Source organism: Hominilimicola sp. (assembly GCF_046972485.1).
In the GTDB taxonomy this organism is placed as follows: Bacteria; Bacillota; Clostridia; order UBA1381; family UBA1381; genus Hominilimicola; species Hominilimicola fabiformis.
The window spans coordinates 1-22,318 of sequence record NZ_JBKVWU010000031.1 but is presented as its reverse complement, the minus strand read 5'-3'; the positions used below and the strand labels follow the sequence as shown (position 1 = coordinate 22,318).

General features: G+C 36.7%; 25 protein-coding genes and 1 pseudogene. 9 read left to right on the top strand and 17 right to left on the bottom strand.

Annotated elements, in window-relative coordinates:
• The 5 genes from ACLTU0_RS05335 to spoIIP all read right to left on the bottom strand — a co-directional run.
• Positions 1 to 225 (bottom strand): zinc-ribbon domain-containing protein (locus tag ACLTU0_RS05335; protein ID WP_412321600.1); only part of this gene is annotated, 225 nt, incomplete at its 3' end.
• Between the two features lie 68 nt (positions 226 to 293).
• Positions 294 to 710: a hypothetical protein gene (locus ACLTU0_RS05330; protein ID WP_022229211.1), complete on the bottom strand. Its 417-nt coding sequence runs from the start codon at positions 708 to 710 to the stop codon at positions 294 to 296.
• 2 nt (positions 711 to 712) lie between these two features.
• On the bottom strand, positions 713 to 910 hold the full coding sequence (locus ACLTU0_RS05325; RefSeq protein ID WP_022229210.1) for a helix-turn-helix transcriptional regulator: 198 nt from the start codon (positions 908 to 910) through the stop codon (positions 713 to 715).
• A 127-nt stretch (positions 911 to 1,037) separates the two neighbouring features.
• On the bottom strand, positions 1,038 to 2,849 hold the full coding sequence (gene lepA, locus ACLTU0_RS05320) for a translation elongation factor 4 (RefSeq protein ID WP_412321599.1): 1,812 nt from the start codon (positions 2,847 to 2,849) through the stop codon (positions 1,038 to 1,040).
• Between the two features lie 67 nt (positions 2,850 to 2,916).
• Positions 2,917 to 4,056 carry a stage II sporulation protein P gene (gene spoIIP / locus ACLTU0_RS05315; protein ID WP_308455799.1) on the bottom strand — a complete coding sequence of 380 codons (1,140 nt, stop codon included), beginning with the start codon at positions 4,054 to 4,056 and terminating at the stop codon, positions 2,917 to 2,919.
• A 182-nt stretch (positions 4,057 to 4,238) separates the two neighbouring features.
• Between spoIIP and rplS the strand changes: the two genes are divergently transcribed.
• From rplS to ylqF, 3 genes are all read left to right on the top strand, one after another.
• Positions 4,239 to 4,589, top strand: coding sequence for a 50S ribosomal protein L19 (gene rplS / locus ACLTU0_RS05310; protein WP_117965767.1), 351 nt, complete (start codon positions 4,239 to 4,241; stop codon positions 4,587 to 4,589).
• A 131-nt stretch (positions 4,590 to 4,720) separates the two neighbouring features.
• The gene (lepB, locus tag ACLTU0_RS05305) at positions 4,721 to 5,407 is read left to right on the top strand and encodes a signal peptidase I (protein WP_412321598.1); all 687 of its coding nucleotides are present in this window, start codon (positions 4,721 to 4,723) and stop codon (positions 5,405 to 5,407) included.
• Positions 5,408 to 5,421: 14 nt separating this feature from the next.
• The gene (ylqF, locus tag ACLTU0_RS05300; RefSeq protein ID WP_117965772.1) at positions 5,422 to 6,288 is read left to right on the top strand and encodes a ribosome biogenesis GTPase YlqF; all 867 of its coding nucleotides are present in this window, start codon (positions 5,422 to 5,424) and stop codon (positions 6,286 to 6,288) included.
• A gap of 97 nt (positions 6,289 to 6,385) precedes the next feature.
• Here ylqF and ACLTU0_RS05295 read toward each other — a convergent pair whose 3' ends face one another.
• Positions 6,386 to 6,616 carry an HPr family phosphocarrier protein gene (locus tag ACLTU0_RS05295; RefSeq protein WP_022229204.1) on the bottom strand — a complete coding sequence of 77 codons (231 nt, stop codon included), beginning with the start codon at positions 6,614 to 6,616 and terminating at the stop codon, positions 6,386 to 6,388.
• A gap of 193 nt (positions 6,617 to 6,809) precedes the next feature.
• Here ACLTU0_RS05295 and mtaB point away from each other — a divergent pair, with 193 nt between their 5' ends.
• Positions 6,810 to 8,105: a tRNA (N(6)-L-threonylcarbamoyladenosine(37)-C(2))-methylthiotransferase MtaB gene (mtaB, locus tag ACLTU0_RS05290; RefSeq protein ID WP_412321597.1), complete on the top strand. Its 1,296-nt coding sequence runs from the start codon at positions 6,810 to 6,812 to the stop codon at positions 8,103 to 8,105.
• An 80-nt stretch (positions 8,106 to 8,185) separates the two neighbouring features.
• On the opposite strand, the gene ACLTU0_RS05285 is transcribed toward mtaB, so the two are convergent.
• The 4 genes and pseudogenes from ACLTU0_RS05285 to ACLTU0_RS05270 all read right to left on the bottom strand — a co-directional run bounded on the left by ACLTU0_RS05285 (position 8,186) and on the right by ACLTU0_RS05270 (position 14,071).
• A protein-coding gene (locus ACLTU0_RS05285; RefSeq protein WP_412321596.1) for an IS3 family transposase occupies positions 8,186 to 9,606 on the bottom strand; the annotation gives its coding sequence in 2 pieces (ribosomal slippage) (positions 8,186 to 9,084 and positions 9,084 to 9,606; 1,422 coding nt in all).
• A 117-nt stretch (positions 9,607 to 9,723) separates the two neighbouring features.
• Positions 9,724 to 9,999: pseudogene (locus ACLTU0_RS05280) on the bottom strand (aminoglycoside phosphotransferase); the annotation flags it as partial.
• Positions 10,000 to 10,126: 127 nt separating this feature from the next.
• The gene (locus ACLTU0_RS05275) at positions 10,127 to 12,697 is read right to left on the bottom strand and encodes a glycoside hydrolase family 2 TIM barrel-domain containing protein (protein ID WP_412321595.1); all 2,571 of its coding nucleotides are present in this window, start codon (positions 12,695 to 12,697) and stop codon (positions 10,127 to 10,129) included.
• A gap of 12 nt (positions 12,698 to 12,709) precedes the next feature.
• Complete coding sequence (locus tag ACLTU0_RS05270; RefSeq protein ID WP_412321601.1) at positions 12,710 to 14,071, bottom strand: MFS transporter; 1,362 nt, start codon at positions 14,069 to 14,071, stop codon at positions 12,710 to 12,712.
• Between the two features lie 201 nt (positions 14,072 to 14,272).
• Here ACLTU0_RS05270 and ACLTU0_RS05265 point away from each other — a divergent pair, with 201 nt between their 5' ends.
• Together ACLTU0_RS05265 and ACLTU0_RS05260 are read left to right on the top strand one after the other, a co-directional pair.
• A complete protein-coding gene (locus tag ACLTU0_RS05265) occupies positions 14,273 to 15,127 on the top strand; it encodes a helix-turn-helix domain-containing protein (protein ID WP_022229196.1) in 855 nt (284 codons plus the stop codon).
• A 103-nt stretch (positions 15,128 to 15,230) separates the two neighbouring features.
• Positions 15,231 to 16,457 (top strand): IS256 family transposase, encoded by a 1,227-nt coding sequence (locus ACLTU0_RS05260; protein ID WP_412321594.1) that lies wholly within the window; start codon positions 15,231 to 15,233, stop codon positions 16,455 to 16,457.
• A gap of 226 nt (positions 16,458 to 16,683) precedes the next feature.
• On the opposite strand, the gene ACLTU0_RS05255 is transcribed toward ACLTU0_RS05260, so the two are convergent.
• On the bottom strand, positions 16,684 to 17,610 hold the full coding sequence (locus ACLTU0_RS05255) for a helix-turn-helix transcriptional regulator (protein WP_412321593.1): 927 nt from the start codon (positions 17,608 to 17,610) through the stop codon (positions 16,684 to 16,686).
• A gap of 199 nt (positions 17,611 to 17,809) precedes the next feature.
• On the opposite strand from ACLTU0_RS05255, the gene ACLTU0_RS05250 reads away from it, so the two are divergent.
• The 3 genes from ACLTU0_RS05250 to ACLTU0_RS05240 are packed head-to-tail and all read left to right on the top strand — an operon-like array spanning position 17,810 to position 18,384.
• Positions 17,810 to 17,980: a hypothetical protein gene (locus tag ACLTU0_RS05250; protein WP_412321592.1), complete on the top strand. Its 171-nt coding sequence runs from the start codon at positions 17,810 to 17,812 to the stop codon at positions 17,978 to 17,980.
• 18 nt (positions 17,981 to 17,998) lie between these two features.
• Positions 17,999 to 18,223 (top strand): hypothetical protein, encoded by a 225-nt coding sequence (locus tag ACLTU0_RS05245; RefSeq protein ID WP_117965405.1) that lies wholly within the window; start codon positions 17,999 to 18,001, stop codon positions 18,221 to 18,223.
• Positions 18,220 to 18,384, top strand: coding sequence for a hypothetical protein (locus tag ACLTU0_RS05240; protein ID WP_412321591.1), 165 nt, complete (start codon positions 18,220 to 18,222; stop codon positions 18,382 to 18,384). The genes ACLTU0_RS05245 and ACLTU0_RS05240 overlap by 4 nt, the downstream gene beginning before the upstream one ends.
• 494 nt (positions 18,385 to 18,878) lie before the next feature.
• On the opposite strand, the gene ACLTU0_RS05235 is transcribed toward ACLTU0_RS05240, so the two are convergent.
• The 6 genes from ACLTU0_RS05235 to ACLTU0_RS05210 all read right to left on the bottom strand — a co-directional run bounded on the left by ACLTU0_RS05235 (position 18,879) and on the right by ACLTU0_RS05210 (position 22,209).
• Positions 18,879 to 19,232, bottom strand: coding sequence for a ZIP family metal transporter (locus ACLTU0_RS05235; protein ID WP_147514046.1), 354 nt, complete (start codon positions 19,230 to 19,232; stop codon positions 18,879 to 18,881).
• Positions 19,233 to 19,247: 15 nt separating this feature from the next.
• Complete coding sequence (locus ACLTU0_RS05230) at positions 19,248 to 20,726, bottom strand: recombinase family protein (protein WP_412321590.1); 1,479 nt, start codon at positions 20,724 to 20,726, stop codon at positions 19,248 to 19,250.
• Between the two features lie 125 nt (positions 20,727 to 20,851).
• On the bottom strand, positions 20,852 to 21,088 hold the full coding sequence (locus tag ACLTU0_RS05225) for a type II toxin-antitoxin system MqsA family antitoxin (protein ID WP_337870822.1): 237 nt from the start codon (positions 21,086 to 21,088) through the stop codon (positions 20,852 to 20,854).
• A 1-nt stretch (position 21,089) separates the two neighbouring features.
• Positions 21,090 to 21,410, bottom strand: coding sequence for a DUF4258 domain-containing protein (locus tag ACLTU0_RS05220; RefSeq protein ID WP_412321589.1), 321 nt, complete (start codon positions 21,408 to 21,410; stop codon positions 21,090 to 21,092).
• A gap of 145 nt (positions 21,411 to 21,555) precedes the next feature.
• On the bottom strand, positions 21,556 to 21,960 hold the full coding sequence (locus tag ACLTU0_RS05215; RefSeq protein ID WP_412321588.1) for a hypothetical protein: 405 nt from the start codon (positions 21,958 to 21,960) through the stop codon (positions 21,556 to 21,558).
• Between the two features lie 21 nt (positions 21,961 to 21,981).
• Positions 21,982 to 22,209 carry a type II toxin-antitoxin system MqsA family antitoxin gene (locus tag ACLTU0_RS05210; RefSeq protein WP_412275692.1) on the bottom strand — a complete coding sequence of 76 codons (228 nt, stop codon included), beginning with the start codon at positions 22,207 to 22,209 and terminating at the stop codon, positions 21,982 to 21,984.
• Positions 22,210 to 22,318: the final 109 nt, after the last annotated feature.

The window sequence follows — 22,318 nt, the reverse complement described above, 5'->3', positions numbered from 1 at the left end:
CATTATCAAGCCGGCTGATATGAATACAATCAATGTTGCAACTATAATCGCAACTATCAACGCAGTGTTATTGTTATTCTTTTTTGAATGTTTATTACCGTTTGTATTTTTAGAAAAATCATTTTTAATACCGTTTAACTGTTTTTGTGATTGCATATTGTTTCCGCAATTAGGACAAAAAGTCGCATCATCAGGTACTTTTGTTCCGCAATTATTACAATACATATCTTATCCCCCACTATCGAATAATTATTTAAACATATTATACCAAATTTCTTTGAATTTGTCCATATTTAATATTTATTTCTTATTATAAAATAGCAAATCCAATATATAACCAGAACGCCACACAAATTATACGCAATCACTTGTGCCGCATATTCCATATTCACTGTATACAATACTATAATCGCAATTCCGGCTATAACGGCATACACGCTAAATGTCAAACTCCTCGCCTTTGTCCAAATCATTATATTACGTTCGTCTTTTTCTGCAATCTCTTTCTCTATGAAGTTCTCTGTACTCTTAAAAATTCTGATATTCTTTACTATCATCACCAAACCGCAAGCACCGAATGCCGTTCCGAAAACAAGCATCGCTTCATTTTTTATTATTCCGATACTTGTTAAAACTACAAGCAATACACCGATAATTACATAAACAATTGCTATACCTAATCGCATTTTCAGCTTATTTTTAAATTTCATCACTATTCCTCCTCAAAAATAAATACATCTTCAATATTGGTTCCGAAATACCTTGATATTTTGTACGCCAGCTGAAGTGACGCGTTATATTTGCCGTTTTCAAGCGATATAATCGTTTGCCGTGTTACTTCAACCGCTTTTGCCAATTCATCCTGCGTTATTTTCTTTTGTTTTCGCAGTTCTTTTATTCTATTATTCAAATTACCACTCCTTTATGTATAGTTTGCTTTACATTTTTATTATATCATTATTTTATAAAAAGTCAAGTACACTTTACATTTTATCTAAAAAAAACAAGCGACTTTTTCATTGTCGCTTGTTTTCGCATTAGTCATCCAATTTCAATACAGACATAAACGCCTCTTGCGGTACTTCTACGCTACCGACTTGACGCATACGCTTTTTACCCTCTTTTTGTTTTTCAAGAAGTTTCTTTTTACGCGTAATATCACCGCCATAACATTTTGCAAGCACATCCTTACGCATTGCTCTAACAGTTTCACGAGCGATAATCTTTGAACCGACTGCCGCTTGAATAGGCACTTCAAAAAGCTGACGCGGAATTGCCTCTTTAAGTTTTTCAGCCATTTTCCTGCCGCGTGAGTATGCACTGTCCTTATGAACAATAAATGAAAGTGCGTCAACCATTTCACCGTTAAGCAGAATATCAAGTTTAACAAGATTACTGCGTGTATATCCGCAAAGTTCATAGTCAAATGAAGCATAACCTTTAGTTCTTGATTTTAACGCGTCAAAGAAATCGTATATAATTTCATTAAGCGGAAGTTCATAGAATATCTCCGCTCTTGACGCGTCCATATACGTCATATCCTTATATATTCCGCGTCTTTCCTGACATAATTCCATTACATTGCCGACATAGTCTTTAGGTACCATAATCGTAGCCTTAACCATAGGTTCTTCCATATAATCAATCTCTGCAGGATCGGGAAGATTTGTAGGGTTATCCACCCACACCATTTCACCGTTCGTTTTATAAACCTTATATATAACGCTCGGCGCTGTTGTTACAAGGTCAAGATTATATTCTCTTTCAAGTCTTTCCTGTATAATCTCCATATGAAGAAGTCCCAAAAATCCGCATCTGAAACCAAAACCAAGTGCAACAGATGTTTCCGGTTCAAACATCAGTGCCGCATCATTAAGCTGTAACTTAGACAATGCGTCCTTTAAATCTTCATACTGTGCACCGTCGGCAGGATAGATACCGCTGTACACCATAGGATTAACCTTTTTATATCCCGGCAACGGCTCTGCCGCCGCATTTTTAACAGTTGTAATCGTATCACCAACACGCGCATCTTGAATATTTTTAATACTTGCCGCAATATATCCGACATCGCCTGCCGCCAATCCCTTATTAGGCACAAGTCCGGCAGGGTGCATAACACCGACTTCAACAACGTCAAACTCAGCACCGGTCGCCATCATTCTTATTCTGTCACCAGGTTTAACTGTTCCCTCTTTAATTCTTACGTAAACAATAACGCCTTTATAGCTATCATAATAAGAGTCAAATATAAGTGCCTTTAGCGGTGCATTTTCATCACCTGTCGGTGACGGAATTTTTTCAACAATTTCTTCAAGTACAGATTCCACGTTAAGACCTGTCTTTGCCGATACTTGAGGTGCGTCCTCCGCAGGGATTCCTATAACGTCCTCGATTTCGTTTATTACCATCTCGGGTTGTGCAGACGGCAAGTCTATTTTGTTGATTACCGGTACAACCTCAAGGTCATGGTCGATTGCAAGATATGTGTTTGCAAGTGTTTGTGCCTCGATACCCTGTGACGCGTCAACAATAAGTATCGCTCCCTCACACGCCGCAAGCGAACGTGAAACTTCATAGTTAAAGTCAACGTGTCCCGGTGTGTCAATTAAGTTAAGAGTATAAATTTCTCCGTCATCACGCTTATACTTTAGTGTAACGGCGTGTGCCTTAATCGTGATACCTCTCTCACGCTCCAAATCCATATTATCAAGGAGCTGTTCCTCCATATCACGTTCCGAAACTTCTCCCGTAAGTTCAAGCAATCTGTCGGCAAGTGTTGACTTACCGTGATCTATATGTGCTACTATACAAAAATTTCTGATTTTACTCTGTCTTTCGTTTGACATATTTTCTCTCCTAAAATATTCGATAATTATTTTTTATTATATCACAAATCGCTTGTCTGTGCAACGATTATTTTGCATTAAGCACCGCCGCAATCGCTCTTGCAACATCTTTTCCGCCCTCTTTCGCCTGTGCAAGAGTATTTCCGTTACTTCCGACCTCTAAAATCAAACTTCCTTTAGTCATATGCTCGTTAAATCGTTCTTTTCTTAGATTAATAGGTCGCATAACTCCGGGATACATTATTTCAGCCGCATTTTGAATTTTAGCCGCAAACTTCAAATTCTCCTGCCAATTTTCGTGCCACAATCCCATACTGTTCGTACCGACAACAAGCATAACCTGTGCAGTCGATATTCCGTTTTCTTCACACGTAACCGCAAGTTTTGAGCCGTCCGAATAAATAAATGCGTCACGATGTACGTCAAGTACAATTTCTATTGACGGATTGTTTTTAAGCTGTGTTTCTATCGTTGACAACGCCCTTGTATAAGAGCCTTGATATGACGGATAATCATGATAAGTTGTGTCGTGTACCGTCTTTATACCGTTTTCTTCAAGCACTCTGCATATCTCGTCACCTACCGCAACCACGTTCATACTCGCGTCCGTATTTCTTTCTGTTTCACCGTTCATCTGGTCGCCGTCATAACATTCCGTTGTATGCGTATGTACAACAAGAACTTTCGGTCCGTCCGCATCTGTGTTTATGGAAAACTCCTCCGCGCACAAAGCATTTACATCCACATTATATGTTGTCGCATTGTTCAGCTTTAAATTATTCGCCGTACAAATTTGTGATTTGTCTGGCATTGGTACTTCTTCCTGTACTGTGTCAGGTGTTTGCTCCGTTTGTTCTTCTCCCAGCTCAGTATTTTCTTCCGCAATTTCTTCACCGGTATTCTCCTGCTCCGTCTGTGAGGTTGTCCCGTCAAATACCGATGAATATTCACTTATTATTGTTTCCGGATTTTCAATATCAAACCCTAATATTTTCTTTGCAAAATCCTTTAAGCTGAATGTCTTTTCATTATTATTCGGCAGACCCTCGGCAAGTATATCTTCATATATTTCATTTTGATAATTAAACACATTCGCCGTTTTGGGAGGAATTAAGCTCACCGCCGTAATAATACCGCCTAAAAACAAAATACCCACTACGGCTATGATAAGTTTCTTTTTTGTTATAACAACAGTTTTAAATTTCATAATTTTATCCCTTTCATAGAGTGCTATTTTATAAATACGCAAGATTTTTTTAAATATGTCGAAAAAATTTTTAAAAAAAGCTTGCAATTACATTTGAACTGTGGTATAATTTTGTAGTTATTACGGATAGTCCTCTGCCTCGGTCGGCACGAATGTCCCAGATTATTAAGGAGGATTTAATGATGAACACACAAGAAATCATTAACGCTTTGACAAAAGACCAAATCAGAACAGATTTACCTGAACTTGTAGTTGGTAACAACGTAAAGGTTTACCAAAGAATCGTCGAAGGTTCTCGTACAAGAACTCAGATGTTTGAAGGTACAATCATCAAAGTACAGGGCGGCGGTATCGCTCAAACTTTCACAGTAAGAAGAGTTTCTTACGGCGTAGGCGTTGAAAAAACATGGCCTGTTAACTCACCTAACATTGAAAAGATTGAAGTTTCAAGAAAAGGTAAAGTTAGACGTGCAAGACTATTCTATCTTCGTGACAGAGTTGGTAAAGCAGCAAAAGTTAAGGAAAGAATCTAATTTCCTTATAATACGAAAAGGGGCATTTCGGTGTCCCCTTTTTTGTCTTTAAAAATTAACATTTTATTCATTGTAACTTGAATATAAATGTAGTATAATCATTTTATATAGTATGTCAGGAGGAAGAAAAAATGAGTGAACAAGAAGAAAAGAACGAAAACGTAACAAAAACAACTGCTAAGGAAGATAAAAAGACAAGCCTTGCAAGAGAAATTTGGGAATGGGTATATACACTTGCTATAGCAATAGTAATTGCTATGCTTATCAAAGGCTTTATATTTGACATTGTACGTGTAGACGGTTCAAGTATGTTCCCTACACTTGTAGATAACGACAGACTTATAGTTACAAAACTCGGCTACACTCCGAAACAAGGTGATATTATCATTCTTGACAGTGAATACAAAAACCGTGAAGAATACTTTGACAGATTGGCTGAATCAAAAGACAAAGAAGAACTTTCTTCATTTGAAAAATTCTTTGCACAAGGCAGTATGCCTTCAAATCTTAAGAAAAAGTATTATGTAAAGAGAATAATCGCTATGCCTGGTCAAACAATAGACTTGGTTGACGGTAAAGTATATGTTGACGGTGAAATGCTTGACGAACCTTATTATGACGGCTTAACAACTTCAATCGATCCTACCGTTGAATATCCTATCACCGTAGACGATAACTGTGTATTTGTTATGGGTGACAACAGAACCCGCAGTAAGGACAGCCGTTCATCAGAACTCGGTCAAGTTCCTTTCAATGCAATTTTAGGTAAGTCACAAGTCAGAATATGGCCTTTATCGGATATAGGTCTTACTAAATAATTAACGAGGTACTTATGCAGAATTTACAATGGTATCCCGGTCATATGGCGAAAACACGCCGTTTGATTGAGGCAAATCTTAAATTAATTGACGTTGTTGTTGAAATATTGGACGCACGTATTCCCTTTTCGGGACGTAATCCGCATTTTGACGATATTATAAAAAACAAACCGAGACTGCTTGTTTTAAACAAAGCCGACCTTGCAGATAAAAACAGAACAAAACTGTGGATTGATTGGTATGCAGAGCAAGGTCTTAAGGTTATTCCGATAAGCTGTACGACAGGTATGGGCATTAATACGGTGCTTGCAGAGGCTCGCGCACTTATACAGGATAAAATTGACCGTGAAAGAGAAAGAGGACGAAACCGAACTTTAAAAATAATGATGGTCGGTATTCCGAATGTAGGAAAATCAAGTCTTATAAACCGTCTTATCGGTAAGGCAAGCACAAAAACAGGTGACAAACCGGGTGTTACACGCGGTAAGCAGTGGCTTAGAATTAAAGGTGACGCGGAACTTCTTGATACTCCCGGTATTCTTCCGCCGAAATTCGAGGACCAAACAGTTGCCGTAAAACTTGCTTACACAGGCGCTATAAAAGACGAAATAATGAACACTGAACTTCTTGCCTATTCCCTTTGCGATTATCTTCGCGACAATTATCCGAACGAACTTTGTACACGATACAAACTCGATACTGTCGAGGGACTTAAAGGATATGAAGTGTTGGAGAAAATCGGTAAAAAACGCGGTTTTGTTATTTCAGGCGGTGAAATTGATATGGAACGTGCCGCAAATATGGTACTTGACGAATTGCGCGGTGCAAAAATCGGTCACATAACCCTTGAAACTCCGTCACAATTAAATGAACAGGAATAAACTAAAAAGAGGAACGCATCAAAAACGTTCCTCTTAAAATTTGTTTTCAAAAGAAAAACGCCCTTTTTCTTAAAGGACGCTTAATTTTCAAGCTACATTATTTAATGATAAACTTATCAAGTTCTTCCATAAACTTATCGCAGTCATCAGAATGTACTTCAACCTTAATAGGCTTAGACAAATCCAAGCTGAAGATACCCATGATAGATTTTGCATCAACGACATATCTACCTGATGTCAAGTCTACATCGAAGTCATACTTACTTACGATATTCACGAAATCTTTTACGTCATTAATAGAGCTTAGTAATAAATCAAATGTTTTCATAATTTTATTCCTCCTTATTTCATGCGTGAAGCCTATTTGTAATATGTAATCTCTTACATTACCTATAATACAATTTTTTTCTGAAAAAGTCAATAGCTATTGCGTTTTAAAAAAAAATTTTATATAATAATACTAATGTCGTTAAGTTTTTTTTAACGATATTGTCAAAAGATATACTTGAAAGGTTGAAAAGATGAAAAAAGCAGCATTTTATACACTTGGTTGCAAGGTTAATCAATATGAAACAGAGGCTATGGCGGAATTATTTGCCGATAGCGGCTATGAAATAAAAGAATTTACCGAAGTTGCGGACGTGTATGTTATAAACACCTGTTCCGTAACAAATATGGGTGACAGAAAATCACGTCAAATTATTCGTCGTGCAAAAAAACTTAATCCGAATGCAGTTATAGCCGTTACAGGCTGTTATGCTCAAACCGCGCCTGACGAAGTTCTTGCCATTGAGGGTGTTAATCTTGTACTCGGCACAAAAGACAGAAAGAACATTGTTACGCTTGTTGAAGAACTTAACACCGAATCAAACATTAATCACGTTTCGGATATAATGAGTAACCACGAATTTGAAGAACTTCAAATAAAGCAATATTCAAACAGAACCCGTGCATTTATTAAAATTCAAGAGGGCTGCAATCAGTTTTGTTCTTACTGCATTATCCCCTATGCCAGAGGTCCTGTTCGCAGCAGAGCAAAAGATGATGTTGTAAGAGAAATCAAGGAGCTTGCACACAACGGCTTTAAAGAGATTATCCTTGTCGGTATTCATGTTGCGTCATACGGTGTCGATCTCGGTGACACAACGCTTGAAAGTTTAATTATGGACGTTGACAAGATTGACGGCGTTGAGCGTATACGTCTTTCTTCCATTGAGCCGATGACTTTAAATCAGGAATTTATAGACAGCATTAAGGATTCAAAAAAGCTGTGCCACCACTTCCATATATCGCTCCAATCCGGTTGTGACGAAACATTAAAACGTATGAACAGAAAGTATACAACAGCTCAATTTAAAGGCATTGTGGACGGTTTAAGAGAGGCATTTGACGATGTTGCAATCACTACCGATATAATGGTCGGTTTTCCTGATGAAAGTGATGAAGAATTTAATAAAACAGTTGAATTTGTACGCAATATAAAATTTGCCGACGCCCATGTTTTCCAATATTCGCAACGTCGCGGAACACCAGCCGCAAAACGTCCAAACCAAATTTCACCGGACGTAAAAGAAAAGCGAAGTAAAATAATAATCGCCGAAACACAGAAAACGCGTGATGAATTTATAAATCGTTTTATAGGCAAAACAATGCGTGTACTTTTTGAACAACCTGCAAAAGACGGACTTTTTGAGGGTAAAACAGATAATTACATTACAGTCCACGCACCGTCCAATATAGATTTAAACGACCAATTCAGAAATGTTCTTCTTGAAAGAAACGAAAACGGAATTGTTATCGGAAAAATAGTTGAATAGTAAAAGGCCGATGATTTGATGTGACCCCCAAAAGTTAGACTTTTTATAGCGTAGTAGTTTTAAGGACTGCTACGCTATTTTTATGCAGCCAAGGTGTTAAGTCGGTATTGTACCGGACTCATCCACCCAATTTTCTCTTTAATTCTTTTCTCGTTGTAATATTTTATATATTTTTCAATAGCTTCTTTAAGTTCGTCAAAACTGTAATATGTAGTACCGTAATACATTTCCTGCTTTAATATTCCAAAGAAATTTTCCATAACAGAGTTGTCATAGCAATTACCTTTACGAGACATACTTTGAAAGATTTTGTTTTCTTTGAGAGCAGACGAATATGCTTCCATTTGATATGCCCAGCTTCTGTCTGAATGAAATGTTCTTCTGTATTGACAATCAGAGGTTATTTCTATCGCTCGTTTTTGTGCAGACAATATACCAACAGCTGATGGTGTTTGCGTTATACTGTAATTTAAAATTTCGCCGTTAAACATATCAAGGAACGGGTCTAAATACAATTTCTTAATTACCATTCTGCCTTTGTTGTCAATCTCATAATACTTAAATTCGGTCGTGTCAGTAGTTATCTTTTGATGCGGTACAGATGTATTAAATCGCCTGTTAATTCTGTTTGGTGCTATTTTACCAACATTGCCTTTGTACGAATTATATCTGCGACTTTTTCGAGTAAATGATGTGACCTGGAAACATAATTTTTGCATGATTCTTTGAACTTTCTTTTTATTCACAAAAATCTTTCTGTTTCGTAATTCTCTATATACCCGTCTGTAACCGTAATCCTTGTTTTCTATATGGATTTTAGTGATTTCATCCTCCAACTGTTTATCAGGATTTTCTCTGTCAAATCGTTTTTGCCAATACATATATGTTGCCTTTGGAAAACCGACTACTGCGAGAATGTCTTTTAATTTGAACTGTCCTCGGAGACTGTGGACAATTCTCGCTGTTTTTTCAGAAGAGTTTCCTCCTCTAAACGCAGTCTCCTCAATTCTTTTAAATATGTATTCTCTATTCTGAGTTTTAATAATTCATCTTCAAGTTCTTTGACGTGTTCAGCACTTGTATCTACAGACTTTACTTCAATAGGGTTAGAAGGCTTTTTAAACTCCTTAATATCCAATGTTTTCTTACGACCTTTCTTTTTGGGTCTCAAGGCTTCGGTTCCGGAAATTCTGAAATCATTAACCCACTTTACCAATAAACTAGGATTGTTGATACCTTGCGAAAGTGCTAATTCCTGATAAGAGACCTCGCTTGTTAAATACAATTCTACCACAAAAAGTTTAAATTGAAAAGAGTAATTCTTATTTTTCCTCGAACGAAGTAATCCTTCATCACCAAATTTCTTATACGCATTTACCCATCGTCTTAAAAGACTTTCAGCAGGAATACCATTTTGCTTTGCAATATATGCATATCCACCTTTACCATCCAAATATTCTTGTACAACTTTTTTCTTAAATTCATAACTATATTTTGCCATGAAAAAACCGACCTCCCAATCGTTAGATTTTGGGTCTAACTTTTGGGGGTCGGCTCATACAGACCGTATTTTTGTTTTATAGTTTGTGCGGTGTGGTTCGAGAGGGTTAACTAAAACTTATTCGTAGTCGACAACGTCTACCCAAGAAAGTAAGAGCTCCTTTTCTTTTTCATTGCCTTTTACAGATTGTGATGCTGCTACAATCGGCATCCACTTCTGAACATATTGTTTTGCAGTGTCACTCTTTTTGCAAAACAGGTCAAGATATGTGTTTGCACCTGAAACATCACCTGCAAGTGAGAACAACAAATATGTTCTTGCTACATCTGCCGAGGCATTGCCTTGTGTAGCATGTGACCAATCTAAGATGTACGGAGTACCGTTTTCTGCAATATCCATACGTTGAATTGCCTTTTCAATCATTTCAATACTGTCTATGAGTTCGTAATCTCTGGTCATCATAATTTTCCTCCTGGTTATAACTGCAATTCGTGTTCAGTTAGAATTATCGTAAAGTCAATTAAAATACAAATTTAAATGTGTTTGAATATGTTTTTGGAATTTCATATTCCGGCGGCAAATCAGGTCCGCAGGACTTTGAACCAACACCACGCATAGCAAGGTCAATACAGACATTTACGAAATCATTCTCTTCAAGTTCGAATGAATGCAAAGTGGTTCTGAGCTGTTCTGTAGTAAAAGGATTAACTGAACAAGAGAATGGCAAGTCAGCCGTTACCTTAAACAAATCTTTTACCGCAAGATATTTACAAGCGTAATGACTTCCGGATTCTTGAGGACGGATATATTCTCTGTCATAATTTTCTTCTGCAGAACTTACATAGTATCCATATTCGCAGGCTACATGCTTATCAACATAGCTTTCTGTAGGACCAAATCCAACATACGAGAAATTTCCGTGTGATTTATCAACGCCAAATTCAATACCAAAACGCGGCAGGCTTTCTATGTAGTCAGCAATTTTGTATGAGATAGTTGCTATAAGTGTGTTTGCTAATACTTCATATTTTAATTCGAATTCCACGGCCGGCATCAAACAGTTCGCTGCAAGTACTCCTGTGAACTTATAAGTGTTTTCTGTCTTTTCGCAGGAGAATATATGCGATTTGCAAGCCTCAAGATGACAACGATCAATCCAATGAGCAACCAAATCACGGTCATTATCCGTATAGCGGATTATATTGAAGTGTATTGGAGTTCGAAGAACTTCATTTCCGTCTGCCTTAATAGAGGTTATCTCGCCGGTATGCTCATTTACTTCAATATTGATTGTTGATGAGAATTTATATGTGCTTGCAGGTGCATCAATTTTACAAACTTCCGAATGAGTCTTTCCGCTGTATACAGCTTTCATCTCAAGTGCATTAGACTTAAGCTTTCTGTCAGGTGTTAAAAGTCCATCAGCGCAAAAATTACCATCGTGTTCAGGTTCTTTAAAGTCGCCGCCATAAAGGAAACCCTGATCTGTTTTTATACCATGATCTGCCCATTCCCAGATAAATCCACCCATCATCTGCTCATTATTATAAATCATATCCCAATACTCTGCGATATCGCCACAACTGTTACCCATAGCGTGTGTGTATTCGCAAAGTACAAATGGACGTGTTTCTTTCTCATTCTCAAGAACATCCTCACGGATTTTTTCAAAACTCGGATACATCATGCTGACCATATCCACAAGTTCAGTGTAATAATATTTAGAGTCAGCATTCTGCAATCCCTCATAATGAACAGGTCTTGTATTATCTCTTCGTTTGATATAGTTTGCACCGCCGAAAAATGCTTTCCCGAAAGAGCTTTCATTACCGAGTGACCATATGATAACACTCGGACGGTTTTTGTCACGTTCAACAAGTGCGGCGTGTCTGTCTGTAATGCCAGGAGTAAAGAATTCATTTTCTGCGTATTCTTTCCATAGGTCAATTTCATAACGGCCGTCACGACTGCAGGCACCGTGCATCTCCAAGTCAGCCTCATCCATAACATAGATACCGAAAGTATCACATAGCATATAAAATTCAGGACTGTTTGGATAGTGAGATGTTCTGACGGCGTTAACGTTAAGCTCCTTCATAAGATGGATGTCTTTTGCAAGATCTTCAAGACTTACTGTAGCCGCGGTTTCGCAATGAAAATCGTGGCGGTTAACACCCTTGAGTTTTACAGGTTCGCCGTTAATTTTGAAAACCTTACCGTCAATTGAAACTTCTCTGAAACCAACGCTTTCAATGATTTTTTCGTTGTTTGCATAAAGCTGGGCAGTATAGAGATTTGGTTCGTCAGCCGTCCATAGCTTTACGTCATCAATTACAATTTCTGCTTCTTTGCCTGCAGGAGCAACTGTGGTCTTATCGTCAAGAGTGATCGTCACATCAACAGGGCTTTCATTTATGAATTTGAATATGCCGTCCTTATCTGATATTCTTGTTTCAATTTTATAATCGGTAATATGTTCTTCAGGACGTGTGAGCATATATACATTTCGGAATATTCCAGAGAAACGGAATTTATCCTGACATTCAAGATATGTAGATATACACCATTTTAGAACAAGTACATCAATTGTGTTTTCACCGTTTACTGCAAGGTCAGTAATATCAAATTCGCTTGTTGAATGAGATATCTGTGAGTATCCCTTGAACTCGCCGTTGATGTATATGTAGAATGCACTGTCAACGCCCTCAAAATTGATATAGTATCTTTCACCGCTTTGTTTCTTCAGGTTAAATGTACGGCGATAATGCCAGCAAGGGTTCTCATAAGGAAGATGCGGAAGCATTACCGGGAAAGGGTATCTTGTGTTCAGATACTGAATCTGGTCAAATCCATGCATCTGAACACATGAAGGAACTGGAATACTTTCGTCAACTTTCTCATTTACATTGAAATCTTCTACATGGTCAAGCTGCTTAATCTGCCAGACACCGTCAAGAGAAGTAAATCGTGAGCTTGATGTACGGTCTAAAATACTGTGCTTAGTTCTTACAACATCTTCCTGTGCAAAAGGAATGTAATAGCTTCTGTGCGGCGTTGTACCGATTCTGTCAAATCTCTCATATTCTTTCATTTCAATCACTCCTTAGATGTTTTTCTCTTCCATAAGAAGTTTATTTGCCTTTTCAACCTTCAAGCGTGAAAGAAGGAATGTTACTATCAGACAAAGAATTGCCGGTGCCCACAAATATAGGAACTGAAGCATGCCGATAGTTGCCGGTGCCTGAACAGCAGCATTTTTAATGTAACCTGCAGCGTCAAGAAGCCAGCCGCAGATTGCTGTACCAAGAGCACCACCGATTTTAATACCAAGTGATGAACAAGAATACATCATACCGTCAAGACGGTGACCTGTTTTCATTGTTGTATGTTCTGAGCAAGATGCAATAAGTGCATTAAGGTCGCCCTGAAGTGGAGCGATACCAAGTGTAGCTATTGCTGTGAAAGCAAGCATAAGCGGAATATTGCCCATATAGTCTGCAACCATTACACCCAGTCTGCCAACAGTTGCAACAATATATCCTATGACATTAAGCTTATACATACCGCCCATTTTCTGAATGATAACAGGAAGGATAAGAAGCATTGCAACCATAGGAATGTTGATTGCTAACGCGAAGTCACTGAATAAGCCTTCGTTTCCAAGTATGTACTTCATGTAATAGATACCCATACCGATTACTGATGCATATAGCTGTGTCATAATGTATGTAATGCAGATGATGACATAATACTTGTTCTTCAGAAGTAGCTTGAATGAGTCAAAGAATGTAAGAGTGTGTTCTTCTTTTCTTTCTTTTTCCATTTCTTTGTCAGCATCAGGAAGTTCTTTGACAGAGAATACAGAAATTGTGTTTACAATAAGACCAACGATAGCATAAATTATTGCAACAATTCTCCAACCTTCAGCTCCGCCTCCGAACCAGTTTACAGCATCAATAGTTATGTACTGAATCAACATACTTGTTCCGAATGCGAAGATGAAACGGATTGAACCAAGCTGCACTCTTTCGTTTGTATTCTTTGTTATAAGGGCTGTAAGAGAAGCATAAGCAATGTTGTTTGCTGTAAAGAATACTGCATTGAGTAGTGTGTATGCAATGAAGAAGAAAGCATACTGTGCTGTCTGTCCCCAGCTTGTAGGGATTGCAAAGCAGGCTACAAGAGCAACCGAACAGCCTATATACGGCCATAACATCCAAGGACGAGCTTTGCCCATTTTTGTGTGGGTTTTATCTATCATACGTCCGAAGAAGAAGTCTGTAACACCATCAAAAACTTTGGAAAGTGCAATCAATGTTCCTATGATACCCATGCTCAAACCAACCGTGTCGGTCAGATAGAACATTACAAAAGCTGTAAGAAGTGCATATACAACGTTACCTGCAATGTCACCTGAACCATAACCTATTTTCTGATACCATTTTAAATATTTCTTTTCCATAATATCGCTCCTTTTTTAAAAATTTTTTTATTAGTGAACGTTAACTAATTTTCTTAATTAAATTATAGCGAGTTTGTTCTTGTTTTACAATAAATTAAATACAACAAAATATGCACAAAATCACTTTCGATATATTGAAAAATAGAGAAGATTAGTGTATAATATAATTAAAAGCAAATAAATTGGTTGAAAGGAGGCTTTTATATGTATGTAAATGTTGCCTATTCAGTAAACGAAAATCCCAATCTGGAGAATTTGTCTGTACCTTTGCAGATTAATAATTGTGGCTACTACCGTGTACACACAGGACCGATAATAGCTACAGAACATCCTGAAGGGAGGAATGATTATCAACTATTATATATTGCAGCAGGCAAAGGTCATTTCTATTTTAATGATGAGGAAACCATAGTAACAAAAGGGAATATGATTTTATACAGACCAGGAGAACCGCAAGTGTATTATTATTATGCAGCTGATAAGACGGAAGTGTATTGGGTGCATTTTACAGGTTCTCAGGTCGAAGAGTATCTTGCACATTATGAGCTTCCTAATGATAAGAATGTGTTTTTCACCGGCACTTCGCCTGATTATCAATGGTTGTATAATCAGATGATACAAGAACTACAACTTCATAGAGTGAATCATGAGGAATTGCTCAGAATATTGTTAAGGCATGTTTTATTAGTGATAAACCGCTACATTAAAGAAGAACAGCAGTCGGGAAGTGATGTTATGAATGAAATAGAGAGAGCAGCACATTATTTTAATGAGAATTATAATAAAAATATCATTATTGAGCAGTATGCTGAAGAACATCTGATGAGTAAAAATTGGTTTATTCATTGTTTCAAAGATATTATGAAGGTTACACCTATGCAATACATTCTTTCGCTCAGAATATCGGCGGCTAAAAATTATCTGGAAAAGACGGATAAAAATATAACCGAAATTGCTGATGCGATAGGTTATGACAATCCTTTGTATTTCGGTAGATTGTTCAGTAAGCATGTGGGCTGTTCACCGTCTGAATACAAAAAAAGAAATTCTATTCGATAAAAAAATATCTCCGAGTCTTGCGGAGAGAAGAGTGTGAGAAAAAGTCTGTAAAAAATAATCCTTCTATGATAAAATATAAATAAATCATAGGAGGAATTTTTTTATGGCAAGACGTAGACGAGAAAGAATGAGTGAAGGAAAGAAGAATATCATTGCCGGATTGATTCAGGAATACAACATCAAGACAGCAGAAGATATTCAAGAGGCACTAAAGGATCTGTTAGGCGGTACTATTCAGGAAATGATGGAAACTGAACTGGATGAACATTTAGGCTATGACGAATATGAACGCAGTGACAATCCGGATTATCGAAATGGAGTAAAACACAAAAAACTTCGTAGTTCTTATGGCGAGATACCTATTGATGTTCCACAAGACCGTGACGGTGATTTTGAACCGCAGATAGTCCCTAAGCGAAAGAAGGACATATCAGCAATAGAACAAAAAATCATTGCTATGTCTGCAAAGGGCATGACAACAAGACAAATTTCTGATATTGTGGAAGATATATATGGTTTTGAGGTAAGCGAAAGTATGGTAACCGCAGTTACAAATAAAATATTACCTCAAATAGAAGAATGGCAACAACGCCCTTTATCAGCTGTGTATCCGATAGTTTTCATTGATGCAATCCACTTTTCGGTTCGTGATGAGCATATAGTAAAAAAGATAGCTGCATACATAATTCTTGGTGTAAATGACGAGGGTAAGAAGGAAGTTTTAAGCATAACCATTGGCGAAAATGAGAGTGCGAAATATTGGCTGGGAGTTTTAAATGAACTCAAAAATCGTGGTGTTAGAGATATATTAATATTATGTGCAGACGGTTTATCAGGGATAAAGGAATCAATAGCAGCAGCCTATCCAAATACGGAGTATCAGCGTTGCATTGTCCATCAAGTGCGCAATACATTGAAATATGTAGCGGAAAAAGACAAAAAAGCATTTGCAAATGATTTAAAGAGTATATACCATGCACCGAACGAAGAAAGCGGATACGAACGTATGCAGAGTGTCACAAAAAAATGGCAAGAAAAGTATCCTAATGCGATGAGAAGATGGGAAGAAAATTGGGATGTTTTATCACCGATGTTCAAATTTTCAGCAGAAGTCAGAAAAGTTATGTATACAACAAATGCAATAGAAAGCCTTAATAGCGTACTTCGTCGATTGAATAGCCAAAGGAGCGTATTTCCGAGCGATACAGCCCTTTTAAAGGCACTGTATTTGACAACCTTTGAAGCAACAAAGAAGTGGACAATGCCACTTAGAAATTGGGGCAGAGTTTACGGAGAACTGTCCATTATGTATGATGGACGACTTGTTTAGCATATATTTTTACATTTGTATAGTGTGAAAAATACGGTCTTTTGCAAGACCGCTCTTGACGCGGAAGAAAATCCGTGCTATATTACAAAAAGGCAGATAAGCTGAATTTTGCTTATCTGCCCAAATAAAACTAAGTATTTTATCATAGAAAAATTAATTTACAGAAATAATCTCACACACTCGATAAATGAGTCTGTCGATAAAATGTCGACAGACTCATTTTTTATCACAGCATTTTCACATAATCGCCTTGAGTTCTAAGCCACATAAGGACGCCGTCACCATAACATTCGGCTTTAATTGTATGTTTATTACCGTCTGATTTAATAATTTCAGCAGTCGGAATACGGTCTAAAATAGCCTCGACAGACGGACCGTTAAATTCAAATTTAATATGTTTTAATTCACCTGCATACATAAACTGCACACGTTTACGAAATTCACCGTCACTGAAACGGTTTCTGTACGGAATATTGAATTTTTGTTTTAAATTTTTAATATTAGTAATTCTGTCAACTCTAAAAATCGCGGGAAAATCCTTAGAGTCATTCGCAAACCACGCAATTAAATAAAAATAATATTCAGAAAACATAATTGTCAATGGTTTTACTGTTCTGTGAACGACTGTTTTGTCTTGACGCGTATAGTCAAATTCTATAATTTCCTGATTGGATATGTGACAGCTGAGTTCCCAAATGAGATGTATCAGCGGTCTGTCGTGACGCGGGGGAATGTAGTTGTGTCGTTCGTTCAGAATAAGGTCTTTTATATTCATTTTTGCCGACGGAGTGGCTTGAAACAACAACTTGTTGATAAGCGTATTTATTTCGTCTTTATTAAAACTACGGCTTTCCAAAAGAATTTTTGTAATGCTTAAAATTTCTTCGTTTGTAAGAAACTCCTGTTCGCACTTTATAAGCACATACCCCTTTTTAGTTTGGTCATATTCTATATATGCGTCGCCGTCATCAACATTTTCTGCGATATATGCACGCAAATCTTCAATATCACGTTGCACTGATTTTTCACTGATACCGAACATTTCGGCAAATTCTTTTTTATTGATTACATCACCGCGATTCAGCCATTCATACATTTTCAAAAGTCTGAAACTTTTTCCGCTGTCCATTTTCATATCAATCACACCTATCATAAAATCCTTGTAATAAAAGTTTACCATATTAATTATTAAAAATCAATATTGATTATACACTGATAACTTGAACAAATAATGTCCAATTAAAAATTTTTAAATTAAATTTTCGCATGGACGTAAACTGTCCAAGAATGTAGATATAATTAAATTATCAAAAAAACACAAGATAAAGTGATAAGAGAAAGGAGTAAAAATTATGGCTATGTTCGATATTAGATGCCCAAAATGCGGAGGTTTTGCACAATCATCAAATCTTACATGTTCAAAGAGCAATGTGATGTGTACATGTTGCGGTGCAAAATTTGATGTTAAAGTAACATCGGATTCAAGCAAGACAGGCAGATACACAACATCAAATATTCACTAAACAAAGGAGGAAGAAAAAATGGGATTTATAGACGGTTTATTCAATGCGGTAAAATCAAAATACGAAAGAGATATGAGCAGTTACAGAGACGGATATTCAAGCGGAAGCAGTAAGTATTCGTCAATGAGCGATTCAGAGCTTATGCGCAAAGCGAGAAATAAAGACTTTTCGGGAAACAGCTCAAAACAAATAGGTCAGGCAAAAGCTATGGGTGACGAACTTAAAAGACGAGGCTTGAGATGAACGATAAAAAGTTTGTAGAGTATAAATGCTCATATTGCGGCGCAACAATCACTCGCGCGACAAATGCCGGCAGACCTATGCCGGGCGTTTGCCCTAGAAAAGGCAAAACACATGACGGTCGCACAAAACCGCATACATGGGTTATTAACAGAAAATTTTAAGGAGAGTTACAATGTATAAGAAGATATCAGCGATAGCTCTTATAATCATAGGTATAATGTCACTGAGAACATCACTTTTCGGATCGGCATTCTGCATCTTGCTAGGAATATTTTTATTGACTCATTAATATCGCTTATTTTGGTAACTCTATATGCAAACTTCCTTTTGACTTTGTCGGTTGAAAGGAAGTTTTTTTATAAAATTTTTTGATAGGACGTAAATTGTCCAAGTGTGTGAATATAATAAAAGAAACGGAGTACAAAAAACTGTACTCCGTTTAGTCTGTATCACTAAGGGACAAAGCTGTTTTAATCAAGCGATATATCTTTCCATTTCAACATCTGTGCGGCTTTGCGTAAATTGCGTAGCCTTAGTCCAATATTATAGCTCATAGCATTCACCAATTTGTATTTTATAGTATAGAATTTTTATTTTCAAACTATATAGTATATATTTTTTTAAAATAACTATTGTTTATGCCATTGTGTAAAATTTATAGAAATAAAAGTAAGCTGAGCGCTATTATTGCCATACCGAGTATGACGCCTATAATAGTGACTTTGCTTTTTTCATATTCACGTGCCATCGGTAAAAGTTCTTCTATTGAAATAAATACCATAATTCCGGCAATTATTCCGAATAAAATACCGAATACGACATCGTTGAAAAACGGACGTAAAATTAAATAACCGATTATAGCACCTAAAGGTTCCGTAATACCCGAAAAAAACGATACTATAAATGCTCTTTTTCTGCTGCCTGTTGAGTAGTATATCGGTACAGACGTAGCAATTCCTTCCGGAATATTATGGATTGCTATGGCGACAGCTATGGCAACGAGATACATAAGGTGGATAAAAAGTTATTTATAATAGATTTTCAAGAAAATATCGCCCTCGGGAGCGGATTTTTCGCGTTTATATTCAATTTTTTTTACGAAATTTTTAAGAATGGAATTTTTTTCGGCGGCTGAAAGAGAGTGGTAATTAGTGAGAAGTTCATGCAAAAGGGGAAGTCGTTCTTCGATGGAAGATGTATCCACAAGTTTAAATTTTTCACGTTCCTGTGCTATCGTGGCATTAATTTTTTTTCTTCTATCTGAAATTGCGTTATTACGTTCAAGGAAAAGTTCTTTTGTATAGACTTCCTGTTCGAGTAAGTCATACAGACGGAGTTGTTGTTTATCAAGTTTTTTTAATTCTGTTTCCAAAGTGGCTATTGTATCAAGGCAGGAAAGTTTATCCTTATTATGCGATTGACGGATATTTTTCAAAGACAATTCAATATCTTTAAATTCCTTTGTAAGCACTTCAAATACCTTATCTTCTACAATACTTAATGCAGAGGCTTTATTACACCCAAGTGTACGACAGCAAAGACGGTATTTTTCAACGGTTTCGTTAGAAGTATTGATAACTATTGCCCGACCGCAATTAGCACACTTTAAAAGCCCTGCAAACGGATTTTGCAACGTGCCTGTACGCATAGGCGGTTTATATTTCAGATTTATAATATCTTGTGCTTTGTTGAACGTGTCCTCGTCAATTATTGGCTCGTGCAGTCCGGGAACATATAACCAATCATCTTTACTCGTTTTTTCTTGCGTATTTTTGCCTTTAACAGACTTTGATTTGTTCCACACTATCTTACCTATGTAAGTATGATTTCGGAGCATACGGGCGATTGTGGTGGGGTGGAGCGGTGTATTTTTCTTGCTCAAGACACCCAAATTTGCAAGCTGACGGCTTATTGAAGTAATACCCATACTTTGATTTACATACATATCAAATATCATACGGACATATTTTGCCTCCGGTTCATATACTTCCAACGTGTGCTTTTTATTTATTACGGCATTTCGATAACCAAACGGAGCACCCGACACAAAGCAACCGTCGTTGATTGATTTGATACGTCCGCGGTTCATTCTGCGAGTGATGAATTTAAGCTCCTTTCGAGCCATAAACATTTCAAATTCACTGTAATCTTCGTCATACTCGTTGTTGAGGTCATATATTTTTTTGAGCGTAATAATTTTTACATCGTTTTCTTTAAGAACGTCAAAGATTTTTTCACTGTCTGCGGCACTTCCGCGCCCTAAACGGTCAAGGTCAATACATAATACCGCATCATATATGTGCGAGGGAATAGCGTCAAGTAGTTTCAGCATTTCCGTTCTGTTGTATAACATTCCTCCGCTTATCACTTCTTCAAATATGTCAATGACCGTTAAATTATTGTCCTTTGCATAAGAAAGAAGAATTTCTTTGTGACGTTCAAGTGTTTCAAGCGGATTGTTTTCGTCCGCTCTCGATTTTCGTAAATACATGGCTACATTCATCGTAAATCTTCCTTTCTTGTGTTATATTTCAACTCACACGCTCCGTGGGGAGCGTGACATATGTGTATAAATGCACTTTATTCTGTTTCCTCTGCCTGTTGGAGCAGGCAGGGAAATTTTTTTATTTAAGCTGCGGTATCAATATAATCAATAACTGTTACGGTTAAGGTGCTTGAAAAAGTTTTCACGCTATCAAGAATTTTTTCAAGGGTTTCAACTGTTTCATTAGAAAAATATTCTTCTCCGCATTGTGTACATTTTTCGCAAGGTACATTTTTAATCACAACAACGAAATTATCAATTTTTTCAATATATTCTGTTGTTGTCTGTTCTGCATTGCCTCGGCAAAAGAAACAAGTCATATTATTTCACTCTCCTTGTTTTAAAATCATTTTCCCATTTATCCGGTTCGGGATAGTATGCGGTTACAGCATACAAATATTCTTCATCATAGCCTGTTACATTATGCAACGGCATTTGTTTAAGACTTTGACCGCAAATTAAACAACTTGGAAGTCTTGCTGACTGTGGATAGTGTTCGATTATTTCGCCTGTGAAAATACTGTTTTTGTAATCATCTTTAGATATATTACGTTCACGCAAACGCTTAAATGCGTGAAGTGACCATTTTATTTGGTCTGATTCACATCGTTTTCGCACTTCTTCAATCTCTATTTCTTTCATTTGTATCCCTCCTTTGAATATTCATTGCGATTTTGTCAACGTCAACAAAATCGTCAAAAATATAATTTTGAATTTGATTTATTAAAAATCGGTTATTTTGATAAATTAATTACGATTTTGATACATTTTATATATAAAAACCTCTTTAATACTCTGAATTTTTCAAATAGTCCATATGTCTGCGATAACGTCTTGGGACGTTAATGGGCACGTCATAACCGATTTGTTTAAGAAAATCGGTAATAGCGTCAACACCGTCATTAAAAAATTCCGTTATACGTTTTTCTTTGTTAGTTATATTTTTGTAATTAGGCGGGCATACAAAAGTCCAATCCGCACCTTCGTTATCAAAAATAATTCTGAAATATTCATCTATATTGTATTTGTCAAGAGCCTTTGCCAATAACAAATGATGTTCACACCCTTCGTCAAGCAACGAAACAACAGCGTGTGAGCGGTCGTGTGCAATTACCGCCATTAACGGCTCACTGTCATGATTGATAAATTCGGTTTTCGTTTCATCACTACCGTAATATTTTATTATTTCCAATATCATCACTTCCTTATAACATCAAGCAACTTCCGAATAATTCAATTCAGCAATACCCGAAACAATATTTTTCACTTGGTTTATCAATTCTTGAATACGAACAGAAACGTCGAATGAATATGATTTTTCGCCACATTGTGTACATACTTGAGTAGGCACGTTGTGTATAACAATAATGCAATTCCCCAAATCTGCAATATAATTTGTAAGCTTATTTTCTGTACTTGATTTACATAATAGACATTTCATTTTATAAACCCTTCTTTCTTGTTTTAAAGTCTTTTTCCCATTCTATATTATTCGGGAAATATTCTGTTATTATCCAAACAACATCTTCTCCTATGGCACAAACTATGTG